24 protein-coding genes are annotated in these 17379 nt (G+C 71.4%); 11 read left to right on the forward strand and 13 right to left on the reverse strand.

What is annotated here, in order from left to right:
- The first annotated feature begins 25 nt into the window (after window positions 1-25).
- The 6 genes from HEQ75_RS20525 to HEQ75_RS20550 all read left to right on the forward strand — a co-directional run bounded on the left by HEQ75_RS20525 (window position 26) and on the right by HEQ75_RS20550 (window position 3131).
- Window positions 26-694: a thioredoxin domain-containing protein gene (locus HEQ75_RS20525; RefSeq protein ID WP_157136233.1), complete on the forward strand. Its 669-nt coding sequence runs from the start codon at window positions 26-28 to the stop codon at window positions 692-694.
- Between the two features lie 133 nt (window positions 695-827).
- Window positions 828-1238 (forward strand): M23 family metallopeptidase, encoded by a 411-nt coding sequence (locus HEQ75_RS20530; protein ID WP_235962010.1) that lies wholly within the window; start codon window positions 828-830, stop codon window positions 1236-1238.
- Entirely contained in the window at window positions 1235-1561 is a 327-nt protein-coding gene (locus tag HEQ75_RS20535; RefSeq protein WP_007005759.1) for a YnfA family protein, read from the forward strand. The genes HEQ75_RS20530 and HEQ75_RS20535 overlap by 4 nt, the downstream gene beginning before the upstream one ends.
- Complete coding sequence (locus HEQ75_RS20540; protein WP_168033989.1) at window positions 1558-1950, forward strand: DUF2946 family protein; 393 nt, start codon at window positions 1558-1560, stop codon at window positions 1948-1950. The genes HEQ75_RS20535 and HEQ75_RS20540 overlap by 4 nt, the downstream gene beginning before the upstream one ends.
- A gap of 54 nt (window positions 1951-2004) precedes the next feature.
- A complete protein-coding gene (locus tag HEQ75_RS20545) occupies window positions 2005-2502 on the forward strand; it encodes a copper chaperone PCu(A)C (RefSeq protein WP_007006079.1) in 498 nt (165 codons plus the stop codon).
- Window positions 2503-2510: 8 nt separating this feature from the next.
- Window positions 2511-3131 carry an SCO family protein gene (locus HEQ75_RS20550; RefSeq protein ID WP_007006078.1) on the forward strand — a complete coding sequence of 207 codons (621 nt, stop codon included), beginning with the start codon at window positions 2511-2513 and terminating at the stop codon, window positions 3129-3131.
- 38 nt (window positions 3132-3169) lie between these two features.
- On the opposite strand, the gene HEQ75_RS20555 is transcribed toward HEQ75_RS20550, so the two are convergent.
- The 9 genes from HEQ75_RS20555 to HEQ75_RS20595 all read right to left on the reverse strand — a co-directional run bounded on the left by HEQ75_RS20555 (window position 3170) and on the right by HEQ75_RS20595 (window position 12173).
- Window positions 3170-5002, reverse strand: coding sequence for a hypothetical protein (locus tag HEQ75_RS20555; RefSeq protein ID WP_168033990.1), 1833 nt, complete (start codon window positions 5000-5002; stop codon window positions 3170-3172).
- Between the two features lie 10 nt (window positions 5003-5012).
- The gene (locus HEQ75_RS28860) at window positions 5013-7034 is read right to left on the reverse strand and encodes a phage tail protein (RefSeq protein WP_168033991.1); all 2022 of its coding nucleotides are present in this window, start codon (window positions 7032-7034) and stop codon (window positions 5013-5015) included.
- Window positions 7034-7387 (reverse strand): DUF6950 family protein, encoded by a 354-nt coding sequence (locus HEQ75_RS20565; protein ID WP_168033992.1) that lies wholly within the window; start codon window positions 7385-7387, stop codon window positions 7034-7036. Before HEQ75_RS20565 ends, HEQ75_RS28860 begins: the two co-directional genes overlap by 1 nt.
- Entirely contained in the window at window positions 7384-7950 is a 567-nt protein-coding gene (locus tag HEQ75_RS20570; RefSeq protein WP_168033993.1) for a hypothetical protein, read from the reverse strand. The genes HEQ75_RS20565 and HEQ75_RS20570 overlap by 4 nt, the downstream gene beginning before the upstream one ends.
- A complete protein-coding gene (locus tag HEQ75_RS20575) occupies window positions 7950-8636 on the reverse strand; it encodes a hypothetical protein (protein ID WP_168033994.1) in 687 nt (228 codons plus the stop codon). Before HEQ75_RS20575 ends, HEQ75_RS20570 begins: the two co-directional genes overlap by 1 nt.
- A gap of 5 nt (window positions 8637-8641) precedes the next feature.
- A complete protein-coding gene (locus HEQ75_RS20580; protein ID WP_168033995.1) occupies window positions 8642-10798 on the reverse strand; it encodes a tape measure protein in 2157 nt (718 codons plus the stop codon).
- A gap of 29 nt (window positions 10799-10827) precedes the next feature.
- Complete coding sequence (locus tag HEQ75_RS20585; RefSeq protein ID WP_168033996.1) at window positions 10828-10980, reverse strand: hypothetical protein; 153 nt, start codon at window positions 10978-10980, stop codon at window positions 10828-10830.
- Window positions 10981-11144: 164 nt separating this feature from the next.
- Window positions 11145-11522 carry a hypothetical protein gene (locus tag HEQ75_RS20590; protein WP_168033997.1) on the reverse strand — a complete coding sequence of 126 codons (378 nt, stop codon included), beginning with the start codon at window positions 11520-11522 and terminating at the stop codon, window positions 11145-11147.
- Between the two features lie 222 nt (window positions 11523-11744).
- Window positions 11745-12173, reverse strand: a complete 429-nt coding sequence (locus HEQ75_RS20595) for a MerR family transcriptional regulator (RefSeq protein WP_168033998.1) — start codon at window positions 12171-12173, stop codon at window positions 11745-11747.
- Window positions 12174-12241: 68 nt separating this feature from the next.
- Between HEQ75_RS20595 and HEQ75_RS20600 the strand changes: the two genes are divergently transcribed.
- The 5 genes from HEQ75_RS20600 to merA are packed head-to-tail and all read left to right on the forward strand — an operon-like array spanning window position 12242 to window position 14903.
- Window positions 12242-12682: a mercuric transporter MerT family protein gene (locus tag HEQ75_RS20600; protein WP_235962015.1), complete on the forward strand. Its 441-nt coding sequence runs from the start codon at window positions 12242-12244 to the stop codon at window positions 12680-12682.
- A gap of 23 nt (window positions 12683-12705) precedes the next feature.
- Window positions 12706-12999 carry a cation transporter gene (locus tag HEQ75_RS20605; protein WP_168033999.1) on the forward strand — a complete coding sequence of 98 codons (294 nt, stop codon included), beginning with the start codon at window positions 12706-12708 and terminating at the stop codon, window positions 12997-12999.
- A gap of 28 nt (window positions 13000-13027) precedes the next feature.
- The gene (locus tag HEQ75_RS20610) at window positions 13028-13189 is read left to right on the forward strand and encodes a hypothetical protein (protein ID WP_168034000.1); all 162 of its coding nucleotides are present in this window, start codon (window positions 13028-13030) and stop codon (window positions 13187-13189) included.
- A gap of 1 nt (window position 13190) precedes the next feature.
- A complete protein-coding gene (gene merF / locus HEQ75_RS20615; protein ID WP_168034001.1) occupies window positions 13191-13397 on the forward strand; it encodes a mercury resistance system transport protein MerF in 207 nt (68 codons plus the stop codon).
- 33 nt (window positions 13398-13430) lie between these two features.
- The gene (gene merA, locus HEQ75_RS20620) at window positions 13431-14903 is read left to right on the forward strand and encodes a mercury(II) reductase (protein ID WP_407925903.1); all 1473 of its coding nucleotides are present in this window, start codon (window positions 13431-13433) and stop codon (window positions 14901-14903) included.
- 29 nt (window positions 14904-14932) lie between these two features.
- Here the strand turns inward: merA and HEQ75_RS20625 are convergent, their stop codons facing one another.
- The 4 genes from HEQ75_RS20625 to HEQ75_RS20640 are packed head-to-tail and all read right to left on the reverse strand — an operon-like array spanning window position 14933 to window position 17379.
- Window positions 14933-15886 (reverse strand): phage tail tube protein, encoded by a 954-nt coding sequence (locus tag HEQ75_RS20625; protein ID WP_168034003.1) that lies wholly within the window; start codon window positions 15884-15886, stop codon window positions 14933-14935.
- A 21-nt stretch (window positions 15887-15907) separates the two neighbouring features.
- The gene (locus HEQ75_RS20630) at window positions 15908-16354 is read right to left on the reverse strand and encodes a hypothetical protein (RefSeq protein ID WP_168034004.1); all 447 of its coding nucleotides are present in this window, start codon (window positions 16352-16354) and stop codon (window positions 15908-15910) included.
- The gene (locus tag HEQ75_RS20635) at window positions 16351-17076 is read right to left on the reverse strand and encodes a DUF6441 family protein (protein WP_168034005.1); all 726 of its coding nucleotides are present in this window, start codon (window positions 17074-17076) and stop codon (window positions 16351-16353) included. The genes HEQ75_RS20630 and HEQ75_RS20635 overlap by 4 nt, the downstream gene beginning before the upstream one ends.
- 3 nt (window positions 17077-17079) lie before the next feature.
- Complete coding sequence (locus HEQ75_RS20640; RefSeq protein WP_168034006.1) at window positions 17080-17379, reverse strand: hypothetical protein; 300 nt, start codon at window positions 17377-17379, stop codon at window positions 17080-17082.

Below are 17379 nucleotides of genomic sequence, written 5' to 3' on the forward strand. Positions count from 1 at the left end.
GATCCTTGAACCGGAGGAACCACCCATGTCCCACGCCACCACCCGCCGGGCGGCGCTCGCCGCGGCACTCTCCGTTCCCGCGTCGGCCGCCTTCGCCCAGGCGCCCGGGCCCCAGGCCTTCGAGCCGACGGCACCCGGCCCCGACACGCCGCGCCCCCTGCCGGGCGAGCGCATCATCGGTCGCGCCGACGCGCCGGTGGCGGTTATCGAGTACCACTCCCTGACCTGCGGGAATTGCGCGAACTTCCACACCACGATCTTTCCGCGCATCCGCACGACCTTCATCGAGCCGGGGCTGGTCCGATTCGTGATGCGCGACTTCCCGCTTGACCGCGTGGCGCTCGATGCGGCGGCGATGGTCCATTGCGGCGGACCGGAGCGCTACGAGGCGCTGATCTCGACGCTTTACGCGAACAAGGAGGCCTGGGCGCACAGCCCGGATGCGCGCACCTGGCTGCGTCGCGCCGGCACGCTCGCCGGCATTCCCGCGGCGCGGATCGACGCCTGCATGACCGACCGCGGCTTCACCGACCCGATCATCCTGATGCGGCTCCAGGGCGAGCGCGAGTCGGGCGTCAACGCGACCCCGTCCTTCGTCATCAACGGGCAGTTGCATCGCGGCGTGCAGAGCTTCGAGCGCTTCTCCGCGCTGGTCCGCCCGCTGCTGCCGCCGGGCACGACGCCGCGTGGCTGAGGATGCGGGGTTGCCTTCCGGAGCGCGTCAAGGCACGGACCGCGCCATGATCCATCGCCCCTCCCTGATCCTCGGTGTCGCGCTCGTTCTCGGTACCGGGCCCGCCGCGCTCGCAGCCCCCTGTCCAGCGACTATGCCGGTCGCAGGCGAGTTCTCCTCCGGCTTCGGCTCGCGCCACGGCAGGCCGCATCCTGGCGTCGATATCCGCGCGCCGATGGGCACGCCCGTGGTGGCGCCGAGCGACGGCGTGGTGGTCTTTGCCGGCCGCTACTACGACTACGGCCTGATGATCGAGATCGAGCACGCCGACGGCTCCCGCGCACGGTATGCCCACCTCGCGCGATTCGCGTCGGGCGTGGCCGCCGGGCGTCCGGTCGCGGCGGGCCAGGACCTGGGCGTGGTGGGGCGCACCGGGCGCACCACCGGGGCGAACCTGCATGTCGAGCTGCGCCGCGACGGCCGCGCGGAGAATCCCTGGCCCTGGCTGACACGGCAGTCCTGCATCCCCGGCATCGAGGTCGCCGAGGCGCCTGCCCGGCGATGAGGACGGCGGCGATCTACGCCGCGGCGGCGCTGGCGGAGATCGCCGGCTGCTTCGCCTTCTGGGCGTGGCTGCGGCTCGGCCATTCGGCGGTGTGGGCAGTTGCGGGCGTCGCTGCGCTGATCGCCTTCGCGTGGTTGCTGACCCTGGTCGAGGTCGTCGCGGCGGGGCGCGCCTATGCGGCCTATGGCGGCATCTATGTCGTGGCCAGCCTGGTCTGGCTGCGCGTGGTCGAGGGGATTGCGCCTGATCGCTCGGATCTTGCCGGCGGCACGGTCGTTCTGGCCGGCGCCGCGATCATCCTCTGGGGGCCGCGCGCGGCATGAGGGACATCTGGCGCGCCTTGCGAGGGCCGGTCTCCGCCCTGGTGCTGTTGGGCATGGTGGCGCGGCTGCTGGCGCCGCTCCCGGTCTTCGCGGCGATGGACCGGGCTGCCTTCGACGCCATGCTGCGCGCAACCCTGTGCCTGCCGTCCGGCCTGGCCGCGCCGGACGCGCCCGACCAGGCGCCGGATGCCGCGGAGGTGACGCATTGCCCGCTGTGCCGCCTGCCCGATGCCGTGGATGCGCCGCCGGCCACTCCTGTCGTGCTGCCGATGCCGGCCTGGGCGCCGCTGGCCGCGCCCCGCGCCGCGGTTGCCGGCGCATCGCCCTTGCCGCCGGCGCGGGCGCCGCCGCCGGCCCGCGCGCCGCCCGCCGCTCCGCCCCTCGGCTGAAGCCGGTCCCGCCTGGCGCGGGGCCGTTCCATCCCTTGTCGGAGCAATCCCATTATGCGTCGCACCTTCCTGCGCGCGGTCCTGATGACCGGCGCTGCCTTCGTCTCCCTGCCTTTCCTCGGCGCCCCGCTCGCCGCGCACGACTTCCGTGCCGGCGACCTGGTCATCGACCATCCCTGGACGCGTGCCGTCGGCGCCTCGGCGCCGACCGCCGCCGGCTACATGGTCATCCGCAACACCGGCGCCGCACCGGATCGCCTGGTCGCGGCCGAGACGCCGCGCGCGGCGCGCGTCGAACTGCACGAGATGTCCGTCACCGACGGCATCATGCGCATGCGCCCGATCGCCGGCGGCATCGCGCTGCCACCGGGCGGGGAGGTGCGGCTCGCCCCCGGCGGCCTGCATCTAATGCTGATCGGGCCGCAGGGCGGCTTCGAACAGGGCGCTCGCGTGCCGGTGACGCTGGTGTTCGAGCGCGCCGGTCGGGTCGCGGTCGAACTGGCTGTCGATGCGCCGGGCGCGCGCGGCACCGGCCCGCACCAGGGCCATTGAGCCGGCCGGTGCTGCGCATCATCCGTTGGGTCGCCTGGGGCGCCGTTGGCGTCCTGGGTGCCCTGTTGCTGGCCACCACCGGCGGGTGGCTGGTCTCCGATGGTCCACTGGCGCCGCCGCGCGTGGCGACCGGGCCGCAGACGCTGGCGATCGGCGGGCCGTTCAGCCTGACCGACCATCGCGGCCGCGCGGTGACGGAGCGCGACTTCCGCGGCCGGCCGATGGCCGTGTTCTTCGGCTTCACCTATTGCCCCGATGTCTGCCCGACCACGCTCACCGAGATGACCGGCTTCATCGAGGCGCTGGGGCCGGACGCGGATCGCATCCAGTGGGTCTTCGTGAGCGTCGATTCGGAGCGCGACACCCCGCAGGCCATGGCCGCCTATCTGGAGGCGTTCGACCGGAGGATCATCGGCCTGACCGGCACCGAGGCGCAGATCGCCGCGGCGGCGAACGGCTTCCGTGTGTTCTACCGTCGCGTCCCGCTGGAGGGCGGCGGATACACGATGGACCATTCGGCGAGCGTCTTCCTGCTGGATGCCGAGGGACGGTTTGCCGGGACCGTGGACTACAAGGAATCCGAGCGAGTTGCGCTGGAGAAGTTGCGGATGCTGGTGGGGCGGCGGTGATCGGCGCATTTGGGGGTGCGACGCAGGCTCGTTTGGTTCTACGCCACCCTGCGCTTCACCACCTGGACTGACAGCGCCACCGCTGCGAGGTCCACCGTCGACGCGCTGACGTTTCGCGCCGTCACGCGCACGCTGTTGTTCGACCACACATGGCAGTCCAGCACGAAGGCGATGCTGCTGGTGTCGAGCGAGGCATCGGCGAAGTCGCCGCGCCGCGCGCCAGGCACCGTGACGTCGATGTTCGCCGTCGCGCCTGCGGTCAGGCTCGGCAGGTCCCATGTCGTCTCCAGCGCCAGGCTTCGCGTCCCTACCGGCACCGAGGGGCAGGCATAGAGCACGGCCGGAGCCGCCTCCGGCAGCCCGAACAGCCGCAGCGCCTCGAGCTCGATCTGCCCGTCGAAGCCCACGATGCCGACCTGCGCGAAGGCCACGCCAGCACCCACCCGGATCGTCTGCCTCCGGTTGAGCGAGGCATCGGCCATCACCGCGCCGGCATTCCAGCCCTTCGCCGGCGCGTTCCACTGCATGGTGGTGCCCGAGGCCAGCACGTCGCCGGCGATGTTCTCCCGCACATTGGCTGCCGCATCGAACACGCGCACGAAAAGCCGCCCGCCATCGACCCCGCCGACCAGCCAATGCGCCAGCGCGAACTCCTTCGCCGAGGAGGTGTCCACCACGATGGCCATGCCCCGGTTCGCATCCAGCAGCAGCCCGCGCGCGGTGGCGGCGATCCCGTCCAGCCCGTTGAAGCTCAGCCCAGCCAAGGTGGTGGCTGCTGTGGTGGAGGTCGCCAGCGTCGCCAGCCTCTCCACGCCGATCTCGGTCGCGCTCTGCCGAAAGGCCGCGGCGCGGAGGTTCGGCACCGCCTCCAGCACCCGCAGCAGCCGCGACGCCGGCGCGCGGTGGCGATTGATCACCGCGTTGCCGGCGCGGTCGGCGGTGGAGGTGTAGTCCATCCGCACGGCATAGGTATTGGCCCAGGCCACCTCATATTCGCAGTCGGTCGCGCTGCCAGTGTGCCGCGCCACGATCGGCGAGCAGGCCTCCATGCGCAGCGCGCGCCCGATGATGGCGGTGCCGTCCGTCTCGTTCAGGAAAGGGATGGCGACGTTCGGGTCGAGCTGCCGCAGCTCGAAGTTCGGCCCGTCGAAGACATGCCGATTGTGGTTGTTGTAACCGCCGGCGCCGCGCGAGAAGCGGATGCCGTAGCGGTCGATGGTGGGGTTGATCCCCGTGGCAAGGGCGAAGTGGCCGCCATAGTAGCGGATGGAGGTGTTCCAGGCCGTCGCCGTTTCGGCACGGATGTCGAGCCCGTAGCGGTTGTTCAGGATGCGCAGCAGGTGAAAGGTGCTGTCCTCGACTCCGCGGCCATCGCCCAGCGTCCGCATCCCGATGGTGAAGCCCGAGACCAGGCGCAGCTCCACCACCGAGGCGTCGATGTTGCGCACCAGGATGCCGATATCGGCTTCGGAGGCCCAATCGGATTGCGTCTGCCTGATCACCTGTAGCCCGGCATAGAGCTTCTCGCCATTGCGCGTGGTGCCGCCATCGCCCAGCGTCAGCACGGTGGCGGGCGCGTTGGCCGCGCCTGTGTATCGGATGACGCCGCGCATGATCAGGCCGCGGGCGCCGCCACCGAGCGTGACCCCGCTGCCCACGTTCCAGGTGCCGGGCGGGATGACCGCAAACTTCCCATCGGCCGCGGCGCGATCGAAGCAGGCCTGGATGGCCGTGCGATCGTTCGCCACGCCATCGCCGAGCCCGCCGAAATCGGTCGGCAGCACCGCCTCGCGGTCGCGCAGATACTTCGCGAAGTCGGTCTTGTTGAGGTTGGCGTTGAGGACCAGCAGGTCATCGATGCGCGCCGGCATGGCGGGCCTCCTACAGTGCGGTGGCGGTGACCGGGCCGGCGAAGGCTGAGACGTTGCCCTCGGCCGAGACGCTGCGCAGCCAGTACCAGCGGGTCTGGCCGGTGGTGAGGCCGGTGCGGTCCCAGGGGAGTGCGGTCGGCTCGGCGGCCAGCTTGGTCGCGGCGGCAAGGCTGGCGCTGCTGGCCTCGAAGACCTGCAACCGTACCCCGTCCGGGGGAAAGCCGCCCGACAGCCGCACGCCGGCGGCGATGCCGGTCGCGGCCAAGCCTGACGCTGCGGCCGGGACCAGCGCCTCCCGCCAGCCCGACACCGCGCCGCTGCGCGCCTGGGCCCGCACCCGAAAGGCGGTCGGCTCCGCGGTGGGGATGGCGACGGCGATGGCGCCGAAGCCGCCCGCATAGCCCTGCCAGACGGCGACGGAGGTGGGGCGGAACTCGATCTCGTAGCCGGCGAGATAGGCCGAGCCCACCGCGGACCAGGAAACCGCGATCGCGGTGAAGGCTGTCCCGAGCGGCGTCTCCACCAGGATGGCGGCCGGCGCAGCGATCACGCCCGGGTTGGGCAGCACCACGGAGGGGTTCTGCCCCGTCGCGCGCTCATCCGTCGCCGGGTTCCAGGCCCAGACGGCCGGATCCTCCTCGGCCAGTTGCAGGTTCACCCCGCCATCAGGCGCCAGCGCCCAGCCCGTCACCCGCGCCGGAAAGGGCGTGAGCCGTTCCAACGCCACCGTCACCCCATCCCAGGGCCGCAGCCGCAGCGCCGAGAGGTTGGCCTGCATCGCCACCTCGCGCTGGCGGCGGTTGCGCTCCAGCTCGATTTTCATCAGGCGCTGGACCGTCGCCGCCGAGGTGGTGAGCGGGAACTCCATGTCGCGGTAGATTGCCTCGCCACCATCCTCGGTGACGTAGTTGCTGGCCAGCAGCGGCGGCGCATCGGTCGGCTGCCAGGCGGCAGCCGGCTCGACATAGACGGCCCGCACCCCGTTGAAGAGATCGCGCCGCGGGCGCGAACCCACAATGGTGACGTCGCCACGCAGATCGTCCGAGGTGAGGGTCGCGGCCGGCAACGCCGGTGCCCCGGCATGGATGTAGAAGCGCCCCCCACTCACGACCAGCGCGCCGGCCATTGCGGCGACCAGCTTGCGGGTGATGGCGATCTTGCCCTCGCCGAGCGTGACGGCGCCGTTGACAGTGTAGCGCCGCTCGGCGGTGCCATCGCGCCGGCCCATGATCTCGTCGCAGGTATTGGCCGCGGCCATGAGCGCCGGCAGGTCGATATCCGCCCAGGCGGCGCGCCACCCAAAAGGCGAGGTCAGATACCAGGCCAGGCAGAGTGCGGGATTGTCGGACCAGCCCGTGGCGCCGGTGCGCGGATCGAGGATGGTGTCAGCCCCCTCGACGATGGCGGAGAGGCTGGGGGCGCCGGAGGGAAAGGCCTCGGGCCGCAGCTTGAGGCGGACGGCGAGATAGGCCCGGCCCTGGCCGCGATGCGCCGCGGTCCACTGGCCGCCGGTGTCCGCCACGAGATTGGCGTTGGCGGCCTGGCCGGGATCGCCCAGCGCGCGGTCGATGCGCAGGAGGCCGACGAACTTGGCGTCGGTGGAGGCGGTGCCGTTGAGAAACACCTCGCCGATGGCGCGCACGCGATGGGCGGCCAGCACCACGACGACGTGCAGGAACCCGTCGGCGCGGCCCTCATCGTCGGTGGCGGAATGCAGGAACAGGACGGGGCCGGAGGTGCGGCAGCGGCCAAAGACGATCTGGTGCTCGGTGATGGGCTGGCGGAAGGACTGGGTGCGGCCGGCGCCGGGCGTGCGCGGGTCGAAGCCGGAACCCGGGCCGGTGTCCGTCCCTGGCGTGACGTTGGCGCTGCGGGCGGCGGAGGGCGACTTGGGGCGGAAGACCGCGGCACCCACGGCGGAGACCACCAGGGCGGCGCCGGCGGCCGCCACGGCGCCCAGGACGCCGCCGCCAATGACGGCGGAGGCCGCGGCTCCCGCCGCGGCGGCGATGAAGGGGATGGCGACGGGCATCAGCCAACCCTCCAGGCGATGGTGCAGGCGGTGATGGGGAGGCGGACCAGGCCCGAGGCACCGACGAAGGCGGCGCGGCCGGCGTCCAGCACGACGCCGAGGCGGTCGGGGTCTGCGGCCAAGACCACGTCGCCAGCTCGAGCGAAGGGCACCGGCACGCGCGGGTACCCCGCTGTGTCGGCCATCTCCGCGAGCGTGGTGCGGTGCTGCCATGATGGTCGCAGGCCCGTGCAGGCCACCACCGCCGCCAGGGCGAAGCGCCCGCAGTTCCAGCGCGCAGCCTCGAAGGGGCGATGCTCGGCGGCAGTGATGAGCGTCGCCAGCCGCTCCGGCCAGTCAGGCAACCGCGTCACTGGTTCGGCAGCCGGATCTCCGCCTCCTGGAGCGCCGGCACGAACTCGAAGAACCGATCGCCGGGAAATTCCGCCTGCTGGTCGGCATCCGTGTAGCGCCGCACCTCGGCGCGCTCGAGGTCCACCAGCCGGCTTTCGCAGGCCAGCGCCACGGAGGGCTCGGCGCCGTCCGTCACCTCCATCGTGTCCATCAGCCCCGCCCAGAGTGGGAATGGGTCCGCGACAAAGGCACCCTGCGCATCGAGCAGCGCGCCCCAAAGCGTGACCGGCCGCAGCCGGTAGCTGCGCTCGGCCAGCGCGATATCCACCACCTCCTGCGGCACGGGCGACAGGGCGAGGGTCAGGCGCACGGCCCGCAGCTCGACCGTTTCCTCGACATCCGAGATGGCACCGATGCTGCCGGCGCCCTCGAACACCTTCCCCGCCCAATCCAGCGGGCCGAGTCCGGTCCAGACGCGAAAGGGGCCAGTGGCGAAGTCGAGCTCGATCAGCACGACCGGCGTGGCGATCGGCGCCGTGGCGGCGGCCGCCGCCTGGTTGCTGAGGCGTGGGGTGCCGGACATCAGAGGGCTTCCTCCATGCGGATGGTGACGGAAGCGAAGGGCCCGGGCCGCGTCGGGTTCGCGGCCTCGTCATCCGAGACCAGCCGCATCGGCACGCTCGGCAGGGAGAGGATCAGCGGCTCGCCCACCACCACCGGGGCGCGCAGCGGCGGCGCCATGGCAATGGTGGCGGTGCCGGCACCGGAGGCCGCGACCGCGGCGGTGGCGATGTAGAGCCGGCCGCCGAGGCCGATATAGTCGCCGGCGCCGACCGCCACCGTGCTGGGCCACCAGCCCTGCGTGACGATGGACAGCGCGCCACGCGGCGCGCCGGCCGCGAGCGAGGGATTGCCCGAGCCCACCACCAGGCCGGTACCATCGGTGAAGATCGTCGCGTCCGAGAAGGAATACGGCCCGGTCGGCACGTCGCCTTGGCTGCGCGGATCGCCGGTGCGGTACTCCCGCCGCCAGTCCCAGATGCGCACCGTGTTGGCGGATCCCGCGAGGGCCGCCAGCAGCCCATCCATCACCCCGGCCTGCACGCGCCCCAGCGGCTCGAAGCTCGCCTCGGCCACCCAGCGGGCACCCTCGCGCCGCAACACCTGCGTGGCGCGGGTGACCGGCGAGACGAAACGCAGCGTGTTGTGCTGCAGGTAGAAGCTCAGCCGCGACGGCCGCAGCACGGCGGGCCAGGCGTATTCGGTCATCTGCCCTATCCCCGCACAATGCTGGTGGCGCTGCCGCCGCGGCGGATGGCGTCGAGCGTGGCCGCACTGGCCTGGCGCACGATCTGCGCCGAGAGCACGCGCAGCCGGGCCTCGACCCCGGCATCGGCGCCGCGCGCATCGATGGTGATGCTCTGGTTGATGACGGGCCCACCCGGCGCCATGCCGTTGGGCAGCACCGTGCCTGCGGAGCTCGGCACGAACCATTCGGGCCCCCGCTCGCCCACGATGTAGGGCTGGCCGCCCGCCACCGGCCCACCCTCGGCGCGGAACAGCCCACCCAGCGCCGAGCCGATCCCCGAGAAGATCGAGCCGAAGTCGAAGCCACTGAGGCTGGAGGTCACCGCCGTGCCGAGCGGCTCGGTGATGGTGCGGCGGACCACGATGCGGGCGATGTCCTGCAGGATGCCCTGCAGCACCTTGGAAAAACTCTCGCCCTTAATGATCGCGTCCTCAAAGGCCGAGGAGAAGGTCAGGCCGAGCTCGCGCGCCGTGTTGCTGGTGCGCTCGGTTGCCTGCTGGACGCGCTGCTGGCTGCGCTCCAACTCCTCCAGCGCGGCATTGGCCTCGCGCGAGACGGTCTCGTCCGGGATGGGCTGGCCGATCCGTTCGGACCGCTCCACCAGCCGGCCGAGGGTTTCCAGGCGGCGAGTGTAGCGTTCCTGGGCGTTCTCGTTGTTCTGGATCAGCCGCTCGCGCTCGCGGATGATATCGTTGATCTCGCGCTCGGCCTCGCGGTCGGGGCGCGGGATGGCGGCCACACGGCGGGTGGTGCCCTCGATGCGGCGCAGGGCCTCGTCGCGCTCGCGGAGCGCCAGGGTTTCGAGGCGGGTGCGATCGGCAGCGGTGATGCCGCCGGCGGCCTCGGCCTCGCGCAGGCGGCGGACGCGGTCATCGTATTCGCTGTTGATGCGGAAGCGGTCGTCGAGCGCCTTGCGGAGTTCCTCGGCATCCGCGGCCGTGCGGCGACGGCGGGCCTCGGCGGCCTGGGCAGCGGCGCCCTCCTGCTCGGTGCGCTGGCGCTCGCCGGCAGCCTGCTCGCCGCGGGTGATCTCATCCTGGAGTTCGGCGTACTGCCGCCGCAATTCCTCCAGCCGCGCGGCGCGATCGACGCCCGCCTGCTGCTGGGCGGTGCCGACCAGGCCCCCGCGGATCGAGCCACGGCGCGGCTGCGAGCGCAGGCTGTCGCGGCCGTCGTTCTCCGCCTCGAGGCGGGCGATCTGGGCGCGCAAGGCCTCGGCCTGGGCGCGGCGGTCTGCCTCCTGCTCAGAGGGCAGCAGCAGGCCGGAGCCGCGGCGGACGCCATCCAGCACGCGGGCGGCGCCGGAGAGCGCCCGCGCCAGGGCGTTGGACAGCCCGATCGCCTGGTCCAGCCGGGCGAGGAACTGGTCGGCCGCGGCGGTCAGCTGGCCGAAGGCGCGGCCGACGGAGAGCGGTGCGCGCTCGAACTCACCATTCAGCCGCTCGACCGCGCGCAGCAGCGCGGGAAACACCGTGTCGGCGGTGAGCTTGCCCTCGGAGCCGAGCTTGCGGAGCTCGCCGATCGAGACGCCGAGCTCGCGGGCCAGCGCCTGCGCCAGGGTGGGCAGGCCTTCGAGGATCGAGCGGAGTTCGTCGCCCTGCAGCGTGCCGGAGGCCAGCGCCTGGGCCAGCTGCTGCGTGCTGGAGGCAATCTCCTGCTGGCTGGCGCCCGATGCGATGGCAATGCGCTGCAGGCCACCGACAAGGGAGGCGACCTGATCGGAGGTGGCGCCGATCTCGCGGGCCGCGATCGAGAAGCGCGCGAAGGCGTCCACGCTCTCGCGCACCGCCACGCCGGTCTGCAGGCTGTCGCGATACAGCCGGTCATAGATCTCGCCGGCGCGCTCGACGGAGCCGAGCGCGGTGTTGAGCCGGCCCATGGACTGGGTGAGCGCATCACCCGCCACCACGACGGCGCGCAGCCCGGCGGCGAGGCCGGCGATCTGCACGCCGCGGATCGCGACGTCGAGCAGGTCCAGCGCGCGGGAGGCACGATCGGCGCCGCCCTGGATGCGCTCCAGGGATCGCTGGCCGGTCTCGCCGACCTCGCGGAGCTCCTGCTTGACGCGGGCGGCATCGTCGAGCGACAGCCGGACCGAGACGCGGCGGGTGGCGTCAGCCATGCGTCGCGCCTCCTAAGTCGGTGGGGTGGTCAGGGTCCGGGGGGATCAGTGCGCCCGGCGGCGCTGCCAGCGGCGAGACCCATGCGCATGGCGAGCAGCAGTTCGGCGGCGGCCCAGCCGGAGGCGCCCATCTCGCGGGCGGTGGTCAGCGCCGCCGGCATGTCGAGATCAAGGCCCGCCATGGTCGCCGTGGCGCAGGTGGTGCCGGCGGCCCAACAGGCGGCGCCCTCGACGCTGGCCGGCGCGTGGGCGGCGTAGGGGCAGGCAAGGCCGCAGTCGCGATCGAGCGCCGCGCAGCCGCGGCAGTAGTCAGGGCCCTGGCCGAAGTGCCATTCGGCGCGAGCCCTCAGCCGTTTCCCTCCAGCGCCACGGCGGCGACCGGGCCGGTGGCGCGGTCCCAAAAAGCGGCGGCCATCTCGTCCATGTCCATCAGGCGCTCGACGGCCTCGGGCGAGAGCGGCAGCGGATTGCCGGCCGCGTCGCCGACGCCCTCCCAGGCGGTGACGGCATGGCGGGCCAGCGCCTTGACCAGGAAGGCGAAGGCGAAGCCGCGGGCCATGTCGGGGTCGAGGTCGGCCTCCGCGGCCCGAAGCGCGCCGAGGCGACGCGCCGAGCCGGCCTGGGCGGCCGCCATGACGGCGGTGGTGACGGGGCGGATCTCCACGCGCACGCCGCGGGGAAGGTCGAGCCAGTACGGCTCGACCGGGAGGTCGAGGGTGAGCATGCCGATGTTCTCCATAAGTGTTGCGCCCGGGCTTCCCCGGTGGGTGCAGGCACGAGCCGACCGAGGCGGGTTCTTCGGGAGTTCAGTCGAGGTGAAATGCGATGCCCATGAAACGGCCGATCGGCGCCCCGAGGAGGTCCGATAGCGGAGCGCACGCGACCGGACCCTCGGACATGTAGCAACTACAGCTTCAAGGCCCTTTCCCGAGACCTACAGGAGCGGTCACGCCTCGGCGCCCTGCGCGGGCGCGTACAGAGCCTCGACGATGGGACAATCCGGAACCGACCCGCCCTGGCAGCGTGACGCGACCTCGCTGAGGGTCCGCTCCAGCCGCTGGAGGTCGCCGATCTTCTTTCGCACATCATCGAGATGCTTGAGCGTCACGATCTGCACGTCCGAGCACGAGCTGTGGCCGCCGTCGACAAGTCTCAGGAGGCTACGGATCTCCTCAAGGCTAAAGCCCAGCTCGCGGCTCCTCCGCACAAAGGTGAGCCGCGCGACGTGCGCGGGCCCGTACACCCGGTGCCGCCCTCCCGTCCGCCCCGGGGCGGGCAGCAGGCCAATCTTCTCGTAGTACCGGATGGTCTCAATGTTGACCTCCGTCCGCATGGACAGGTCGCCGATCGAAATGCCCTGCTGCCTGCCGTCCATCGCCATCTCCCAGAGGGCGTAGATTCCCCCTTGAACCTGTAGTTACTACAGGTCCCATCTTGGTCGAGATGACGGAGAAGGGCCAGGCGGCGATGAGCGACCAAGCGAAACGGAATGTCCTTGCCCCAGGTGACACGGGGGAGCCAACGGCGGATGGAAGTGGCTCGCCCAAGGCGTTGTTGGCCATGGTGGGGTTGCTGGCCGCCCTCGGCGCGTCGAGCTGCTGCCTCCTACCCCTCGGCCTGTTCCTGGTCGGCGTCAGCGGCGCCTGGATCGGCAACCTGACGGTCCTGGCGCCCTATCAGCCGGTCTTCATCGCCATCACCCTGGCCTGCCTCGTAGCCGGGTTCTTCGCGGTCTACCGCAAGCCCAAGGCCGCGGCCTGCGCCGATGGCTCGTACTGCGCCCGACCGGCCTCCGATCGGATCGCCAAGGTCGCCCTCTGGAGCGCGGCCGCCCTTGTCGTGGCAGCCCTCGCCTTCCCATACGCCGCGTCAATCCTCCTGTAGCCGTTTTGAAAAGGAAGCCAGACATGAAGTTGATCACCCGCCTTGCCGCCGCCCTGGGACTCGTCCTGGCCACCGGCGCCACGGCCTTCGCCGCCGAACAGACGGCAACTCTCGAAGTGCAGAACATCTCCTGCGTTACCTGCGCGCCCATCGTGAGGCGGACCCTCACCCGTATGCCCGGCGTGAGCCGGGTGACCGTCGCTGAACACTCCGGGACGGCCACTGCGACGGTCACGTTTGACACTACCAGGACCAACATCGCGGCCCTGGTGCAGGCGACGACCAACGCCGGATTCCCCTCGCGAGCGGTGCAGTAGGGCAGCCCACGAAGCCCCCGGAGGCCCCATGGATATCGTCGAACGGATGATCGGCACCGTCGGCCATGCCTTCGCGTTCCGCCCCGGCGTGGTGATACCGGACTGGACGCTTGTCACCGAACCGATGGCGCGCGAGGCGCTCGCGCTCGACCCCGGCGGTTCCCCCGGGCGCGTGGGCAAGGACCGCTGACATGGAAAACCGCAAGCTCATGGCCACCGGCATCATTGGCTTCATGGTGGCTGCTTTGTGCTGCTTCACCCCAATTTTGGCTGTCCTGTTCGGCGCCGTTGGTCTCTCGGCCGTGCTTGGCTACCTCGACTACGTTCTGATCCCGGCGATGGTCCTGTTTCTTGGGATCGTCGCCTACGCGGCCTACCGGCGTCGGCGCTCCGCCTAGGCTGCCGGACCAATGAAAAGCAAAGGAACCACCGTGAACTTCTTCGCACCGCAGCCTGCCCAGCATGACTGCTGCGGCGTCAAGCCGAGCCACGGCGAGCGTACACCGGACCTCCTCGTGATCGGCACCGGGTCAGCGGGCTTCTCCGCGGCAATCCGCGCTTCGGAGCTTGGCGCGAAAGTCACGCTGGTCGGCGACGGAACCATTGGCGGCACCTGCGTCAACATTGGCTGCGTGCCGTCGAAGGCGCTCATCCGGGCGGCGGAGACGCTGCACCAAGCGCGCTCCGCCTCGCGCTTCGCCGGGATCACCGCATCGGCGCGGCTGGGGGACTGGAAGGCTCTCGTCGCGCAGAAGGACGAGTTGGTCGCGAGCCTCCGGCAGGCGAAGTACGCCGATCTCCTGCCGCAATACCCCGACGTCACCTACGTCCCGGGACGGGCACACCTAACGCCAGATGGCGCCGTCATGGTCGGGGACGCAGCCTACCGGTCTGGGAAGGTCATCATCGCGACCGGGACGTCGCCCGCCGCACCGGCGATCCCCGGGCTGGACACGGTCCCCTGGCTCACCAGCACGACCGCGATGGAGCTCGAAGAGCTCCCCGCCTCGCTCCTGGTGATCGGCGGCGGCGTCATTGGCGTCGAGCTCGGCCAGATGTTTGCCCGCTTCGGCGTGCTCGTGACCATCGTGTGCCGTTCCCGGCTGCTGCCCGGTGCGGAGCCGGAGGTGAGCGCGGCGCTGGCCGACTACCTCCGCGCCGAGGGCGTCGAGGTCCGGTCTGGGGTGTCCTACGAAGCCATACGGCAGGCTGGGAACGGCGGAGTCGAGCTCGTCGCCCGGGACACCGAGGGTACCGCAGTTACGCTCTTCGCCGAGCGCGTGCTCGTGGCCACAGGCCGGACCCCAAATACAGCTGGGATGGGTCTGGAGGAGGCTGGCGTGGTGCTGGACAGCCGCGGCGCCGTCCAGGTCGACGACCGGATGCGCACGATGCGCCCGGGGGTCTACGCGGCGGGCGACGTTACTGGCCGTGACCTCTATGTCTATATGGCGGCCCACGGCGGCAAGATCGCTGCGGAGAACGCGCTCGGCGACGAAAGCGCGCCGCGCTACGACGCCACGGCCATGCCAGAGGTGACCTTCAGTGACCCGCAGGTGGCGAGCGTCGGCCTGACCGAGGCGGCGGCCCGACGTGCGGGGCTGGAGGTCGAGACCAGGATCGTACCGCTCGACCAGGTGCCCCGGGCGTTGGCAGCCCGCGACACGCGGGGGCTGATCAAGCTGGTGGCGGAGCGAGGGAGCGGGCGGCTCCTGGGCGCGCACATGCTGGCGCCGGAGGCTGGGGACAGCATCCAGACCGCTGTTTTGGCGGTGAAGCACAGGCTGACCGTGGCCGACCTGTCGGCGACGATCTTCCCCTACCTGACGACGGTCGAAGCGCTGAAGCTGGCTGCGCTGAGCTTCTCCAAGGAGGTCGGTAAGCTGTCCTGCTGTGCGGGGTAACTAAAATAGGGCAGCGACGCAGGCTGGTATCAAGCGTACTCCGTCCCCGCCTGCTGGTTCCGCAGCACTGCCGTCACCATACGCGTCGCCGTCGCGTTGAATGCAGCGCGGAAATCGAAGCTGGCCTCCACGCCGGCCGGCCCCTCGATCGGTGTCTTGGCCAGCGCCAGATAGACCTCGTGCAGCGTGATGGTCAGGCTGCGGTTGGCGTCGATGGTGAAGGCCAGCGCGAATTCCGCCGAGGTGCCGGCCTGCGCCTGGGCGAGCAGCGTCGTGTTCTCGAAGCGCGCCGTGATCTGGCCGGTGCAACGCGCGATGCCGGGATCCACGCCCTCGACGCGACGATCGGCGCGGATGGTGCGCACCGCCTCCATCCCGTTGGCATAGGTGAGCCGCGCGCCGGTCACCTGCGCCAGCGCCACGCTGCTGCGCGTGATCGATCCCTGGGCCTTGTTGAAGGCGGTATAGGCCGCGCTGGTGGGCGTCCCGCCTGACGTGGCGCCGGTGCGCACCGAGCCCTGGCCGAGCAGCCCGAAGGTGGCCGTCGCGGCACCGGTAGGCGTGAAGTCCATCTCCAGCGTGTCGGCGCGCACGCCTGTGCAGACGTCGAAGCTCGGCACGTCAGGATAGCCGATCTCCATCGCATTGCTGGGCAGCGAGGCCGCGCCCGAGCCGAAGGTGTGGATGAAGTTGATGGTACCGTTGGTGGTCGGCGCACCGAGCAGCAGCCGCAGCCAGTGGCCGATGTTGATCAGGTCGACCGGCACCACCGCCTGGCCGGCGACCGTCACCGTGTCGAGGAAGGGCGCGGCGGGATCCCGGTTGCTGCCGACGCCGATGACGTCGGCATCGAGTAGCGGCTGCTCCGCGCCCAGGTCGCAGGACAGGAACGGCATGCGCCGCCAGTTGCTGCCGGGCGCCGTCCCGTAGACGGTCTCGGGCAGCATGAGCAGGCGGCAATTCGCGCCGATGGCACGAGGCATGGGCTTTCTCCTGGATGGGGATCAGGCCAGCGGCGAGCCGGCAACGGTGAACCAGAGGGTGACGGGGATGGCGGCGGCGCGGGCCGCGGCGGCACCCTCGAACTCGACATCCTCGAAGGCGACGCTGCCGGGCTGCGTCCATTCGACGGCGCCGCCGAGGGTGCGGTTGGCGGTGATGGCCGCGGCGACATCGACCAGCAGCGCGTCGAGCAGGGTGTTGCGGGCGGCGGGAGTGGCGCCGGCGACGGTGATCTCGACCTCAGCACGATGCTCGATCTGCCAGGCGAGCGGGGAAAGGATCGGCGTTTCCTCCACCGTCTCGCCATCTCGGACCAGTACCAGCCCGCCAGCAGGAATGCGCTGCGGGATGGTCTCACCGCGCAGCACCAGCGGTGCCGGATTCCGCACCACCAGCTGAGTGACGAGCCGGCTGTGCAGTGCGGCGATGGCGGTCTCGCGCGCGCTCACGCTGACCTCCCGCTCTCGCGTTCCCAGGCCGCGACAAATCGCCCTGGCAGGCGGCGCAGCCCACGCTCGGCGGCGCCGCGCACATCGAGCCGCTTGGCGAGCTTCACCTGGGGCAGGAGTAGGAACATCGGCACCATTCCCTGCTCCAGCAGCCCGCGCGCCCAGGCCTCGCGGCCTTTGCGATTGGCCGTGCCGACTTCCGTCACGCCGCCGGCCACGAGGCGGGTCCGCCGCCGGCGCCCGGTCTGCTCGCCCTGCCGCAGTGGCAGGCACCACACGAAGCCCCGGCCCGACTTGAACGGCCGCAGGAAGGCCTGGCCCGAGGCGACCATCTGCGCGGGCGTCACCCGCATCCCCTTCTCGCCTCGGCCACGCCGGCCCCTGGCGGCGTTGAAGCCGGTCGGGATGGCGAGGAACTTCCCGCCGCCCTTGGCGCGGATCAGCGCGCCCCGCTCGAAGGCATCGATGACATTCGGCACCTTGGTGAACACCAGCCCCGCCGGCCGCAGCGACTGCCCCGTCCGCGGGAAGATCATCGACCGCCAGGCATTGGCGATGCCCCGCGCATTGCCGGAGAAGGCGATGGTGACCTGCCGGCGTAGCTCGGCCTTCACCTGATCGGTCTCGGCGCGAATGGCAGTCATGGCTGCGCGCTCCCCTGCGCGCACCTCATCGGCCAGCACCTTGCGGAGATCGCCGACGATGCTGGCGCCGAGCCGCATGGATCAGCGCCCGCCGAGTTTGCGGCTGAGGATGCGCAGCAGCAGGTCGTGCAGCGCGGCGTAGCCCAGCGTGCCGGCCAGCCACGCCACAGCGAAGAGCCACCAGCCATCGAGCTCGAAGGCGTGCGCGATGAGCCAGGCGCCCGTGCCGAGGCTGCCGCCCGCCAGCGCGTGCAGCAGATAGGCGCGGGTCAGCAGTGGCCGGTCGGTGGAGGAGAAGCGCGCCATTGCCCCGAGCGCACCCAGGGCGCCGGCGAGCAGCGCCTCGCCGACGATGCCGCCGATGCGCTCCGGGTCGATCAT

It is taken from the genome of Falsiroseomonas selenitidurans (assembly GCF_012103215.1).
In the GTDB taxonomy this organism is placed as follows: domain Bacteria; phylum Pseudomonadota; class Alphaproteobacteria; order Acetobacterales; family Acetobacteraceae; genus Falsiroseomonas; species Falsiroseomonas selenitidurans.

Bases quoted from the DNA above. Each gene is read 5' to 3' on its own strand.
- HEQ75_RS20610 (WP_168034000.1), top strand. From the start codon at position 13,028: ATGGATATCGTCGAACGGATGATCGGCACCGTCGGCCATGCCTTCGCG.
- HEQ75_RS20580 (WP_168033995.1), bottom strand. From the start codon at position 10,798: ATGGCTGACGCCACCCGCCGCGTCTCGGTCCGGCTGTCGCTCGACGAT.
- HEQ75_RS20625 (WP_168034003.1), bottom strand. From the start codon at position 15,886: ATGCCTCGTGCCATCGGCGCGAATTGCCGCCTGCTCATGCTGCCCGAG.
- HEQ75_RS20545 (WP_007006079.1), top strand. From the start codon at position 2,005: ATGCGTCGCACCTTCCTGCGCGCGGTCCTGATGACCGGCGCTGCCTTC.
- HEQ75_RS20595 (WP_168033998.1), bottom strand. From the start codon at position 12,173: ATGGACGGCAGGCAGCAGGGCATTTCGATCGGCGACCTGTCCATGCGG.
- HEQ75_RS28860 (WP_168033991.1), bottom strand. From the start codon at position 7,034: ATGCCCGTCGCCATCCCCTTCATCGCCGCCGCGGCGGGAGCCGCGGCC.
- HEQ75_RS20635 (WP_168034005.1), bottom strand. From the start codon at position 17,076: ATGCGGCTCGGCGCCAGCATCGTCGGCGATCTCCGCAAGGTGCTGGCC.
- HEQ75_RS20600 (WP_235962015.1), top strand. From the start codon at position 12,242: ATGACGGAGAAGGGCCAGGCGGCGATGAGCGACCAAGCGAAACGGAAT.
- HEQ75_RS20525 (WP_157136233.1), top strand. From the start codon at position 26: ATGTCCCACGCCACCACCCGCCGGGCGGCGCTCGCCGCGGCACTCTCC.
- HEQ75_RS20540 (WP_168033989.1), top strand. From the start codon at position 1,558: ATGAGGGACATCTGGCGCGCCTTGCGAGGGCCGGTCTCCGCCCTGGTG.
- HEQ75_RS20535 (WP_007005759.1), top strand. From the start codon at position 1,235: ATGAGGACGGCGGCGATCTACGCCGCGGCGGCGCTGGCGGAGATCGCC.
- HEQ75_RS20585 (WP_168033996.1), bottom strand. From the start codon at position 10,980: ATGGCGGGCCTTGATCTCGACATGCCGGCGGCGCTGACCACCGCCCGC.
- HEQ75_RS20590 (WP_168033997.1), bottom strand. From the start codon at position 11,522: ATGCTCACCCTCGACCTCCCGGTCGAGCCGTACTGGCTCGACCTTCCC.
- HEQ75_RS20555 (WP_168033990.1), bottom strand. From the start codon at position 5,002: ATGCCGGCGCGCATCGATGACCTGCTGGTCCTCAACGCCAACCTCAAC.
- merF (WP_168034001.1), top strand. From the start codon at position 13,191: ATGGAAAACCGCAAGCTCATGGCCACCGGCATCATTGGCTTCATGGTG.
- HEQ75_RS20575 (WP_168033994.1), bottom strand. From the start codon at position 8,636: ATGACCGAATACGCCTGGCCCGCCGTGCTGCGGCCGTCGCGGCTGAGC.
- HEQ75_RS20640 (WP_168034006.1), bottom strand. From the start codon at position 17,379: ATGATCGACCCGGAGCGCATCGGCGGCATCGTCGGCGAGGCGCTGCTC.
- HEQ75_RS20605 (WP_168033999.1), top strand. From the start codon at position 12,706: ATGAAGTTGATCACCCGCCTTGCCGCCGCCCTGGGACTCGTCCTGGCC.
- HEQ75_RS20530 (WP_235962010.1), top strand. From the start codon at position 828: ATGCCGGTCGCAGGCGAGTTCTCCTCCGGCTTCGGCTCGCGCCACGGC.
- HEQ75_RS20570 (WP_168033993.1), bottom strand. From the start codon at position 7,950: ATGTCCGGCACCCCACGCCTCAGCAACCAGGCGGCGGCCGCCGCCACG.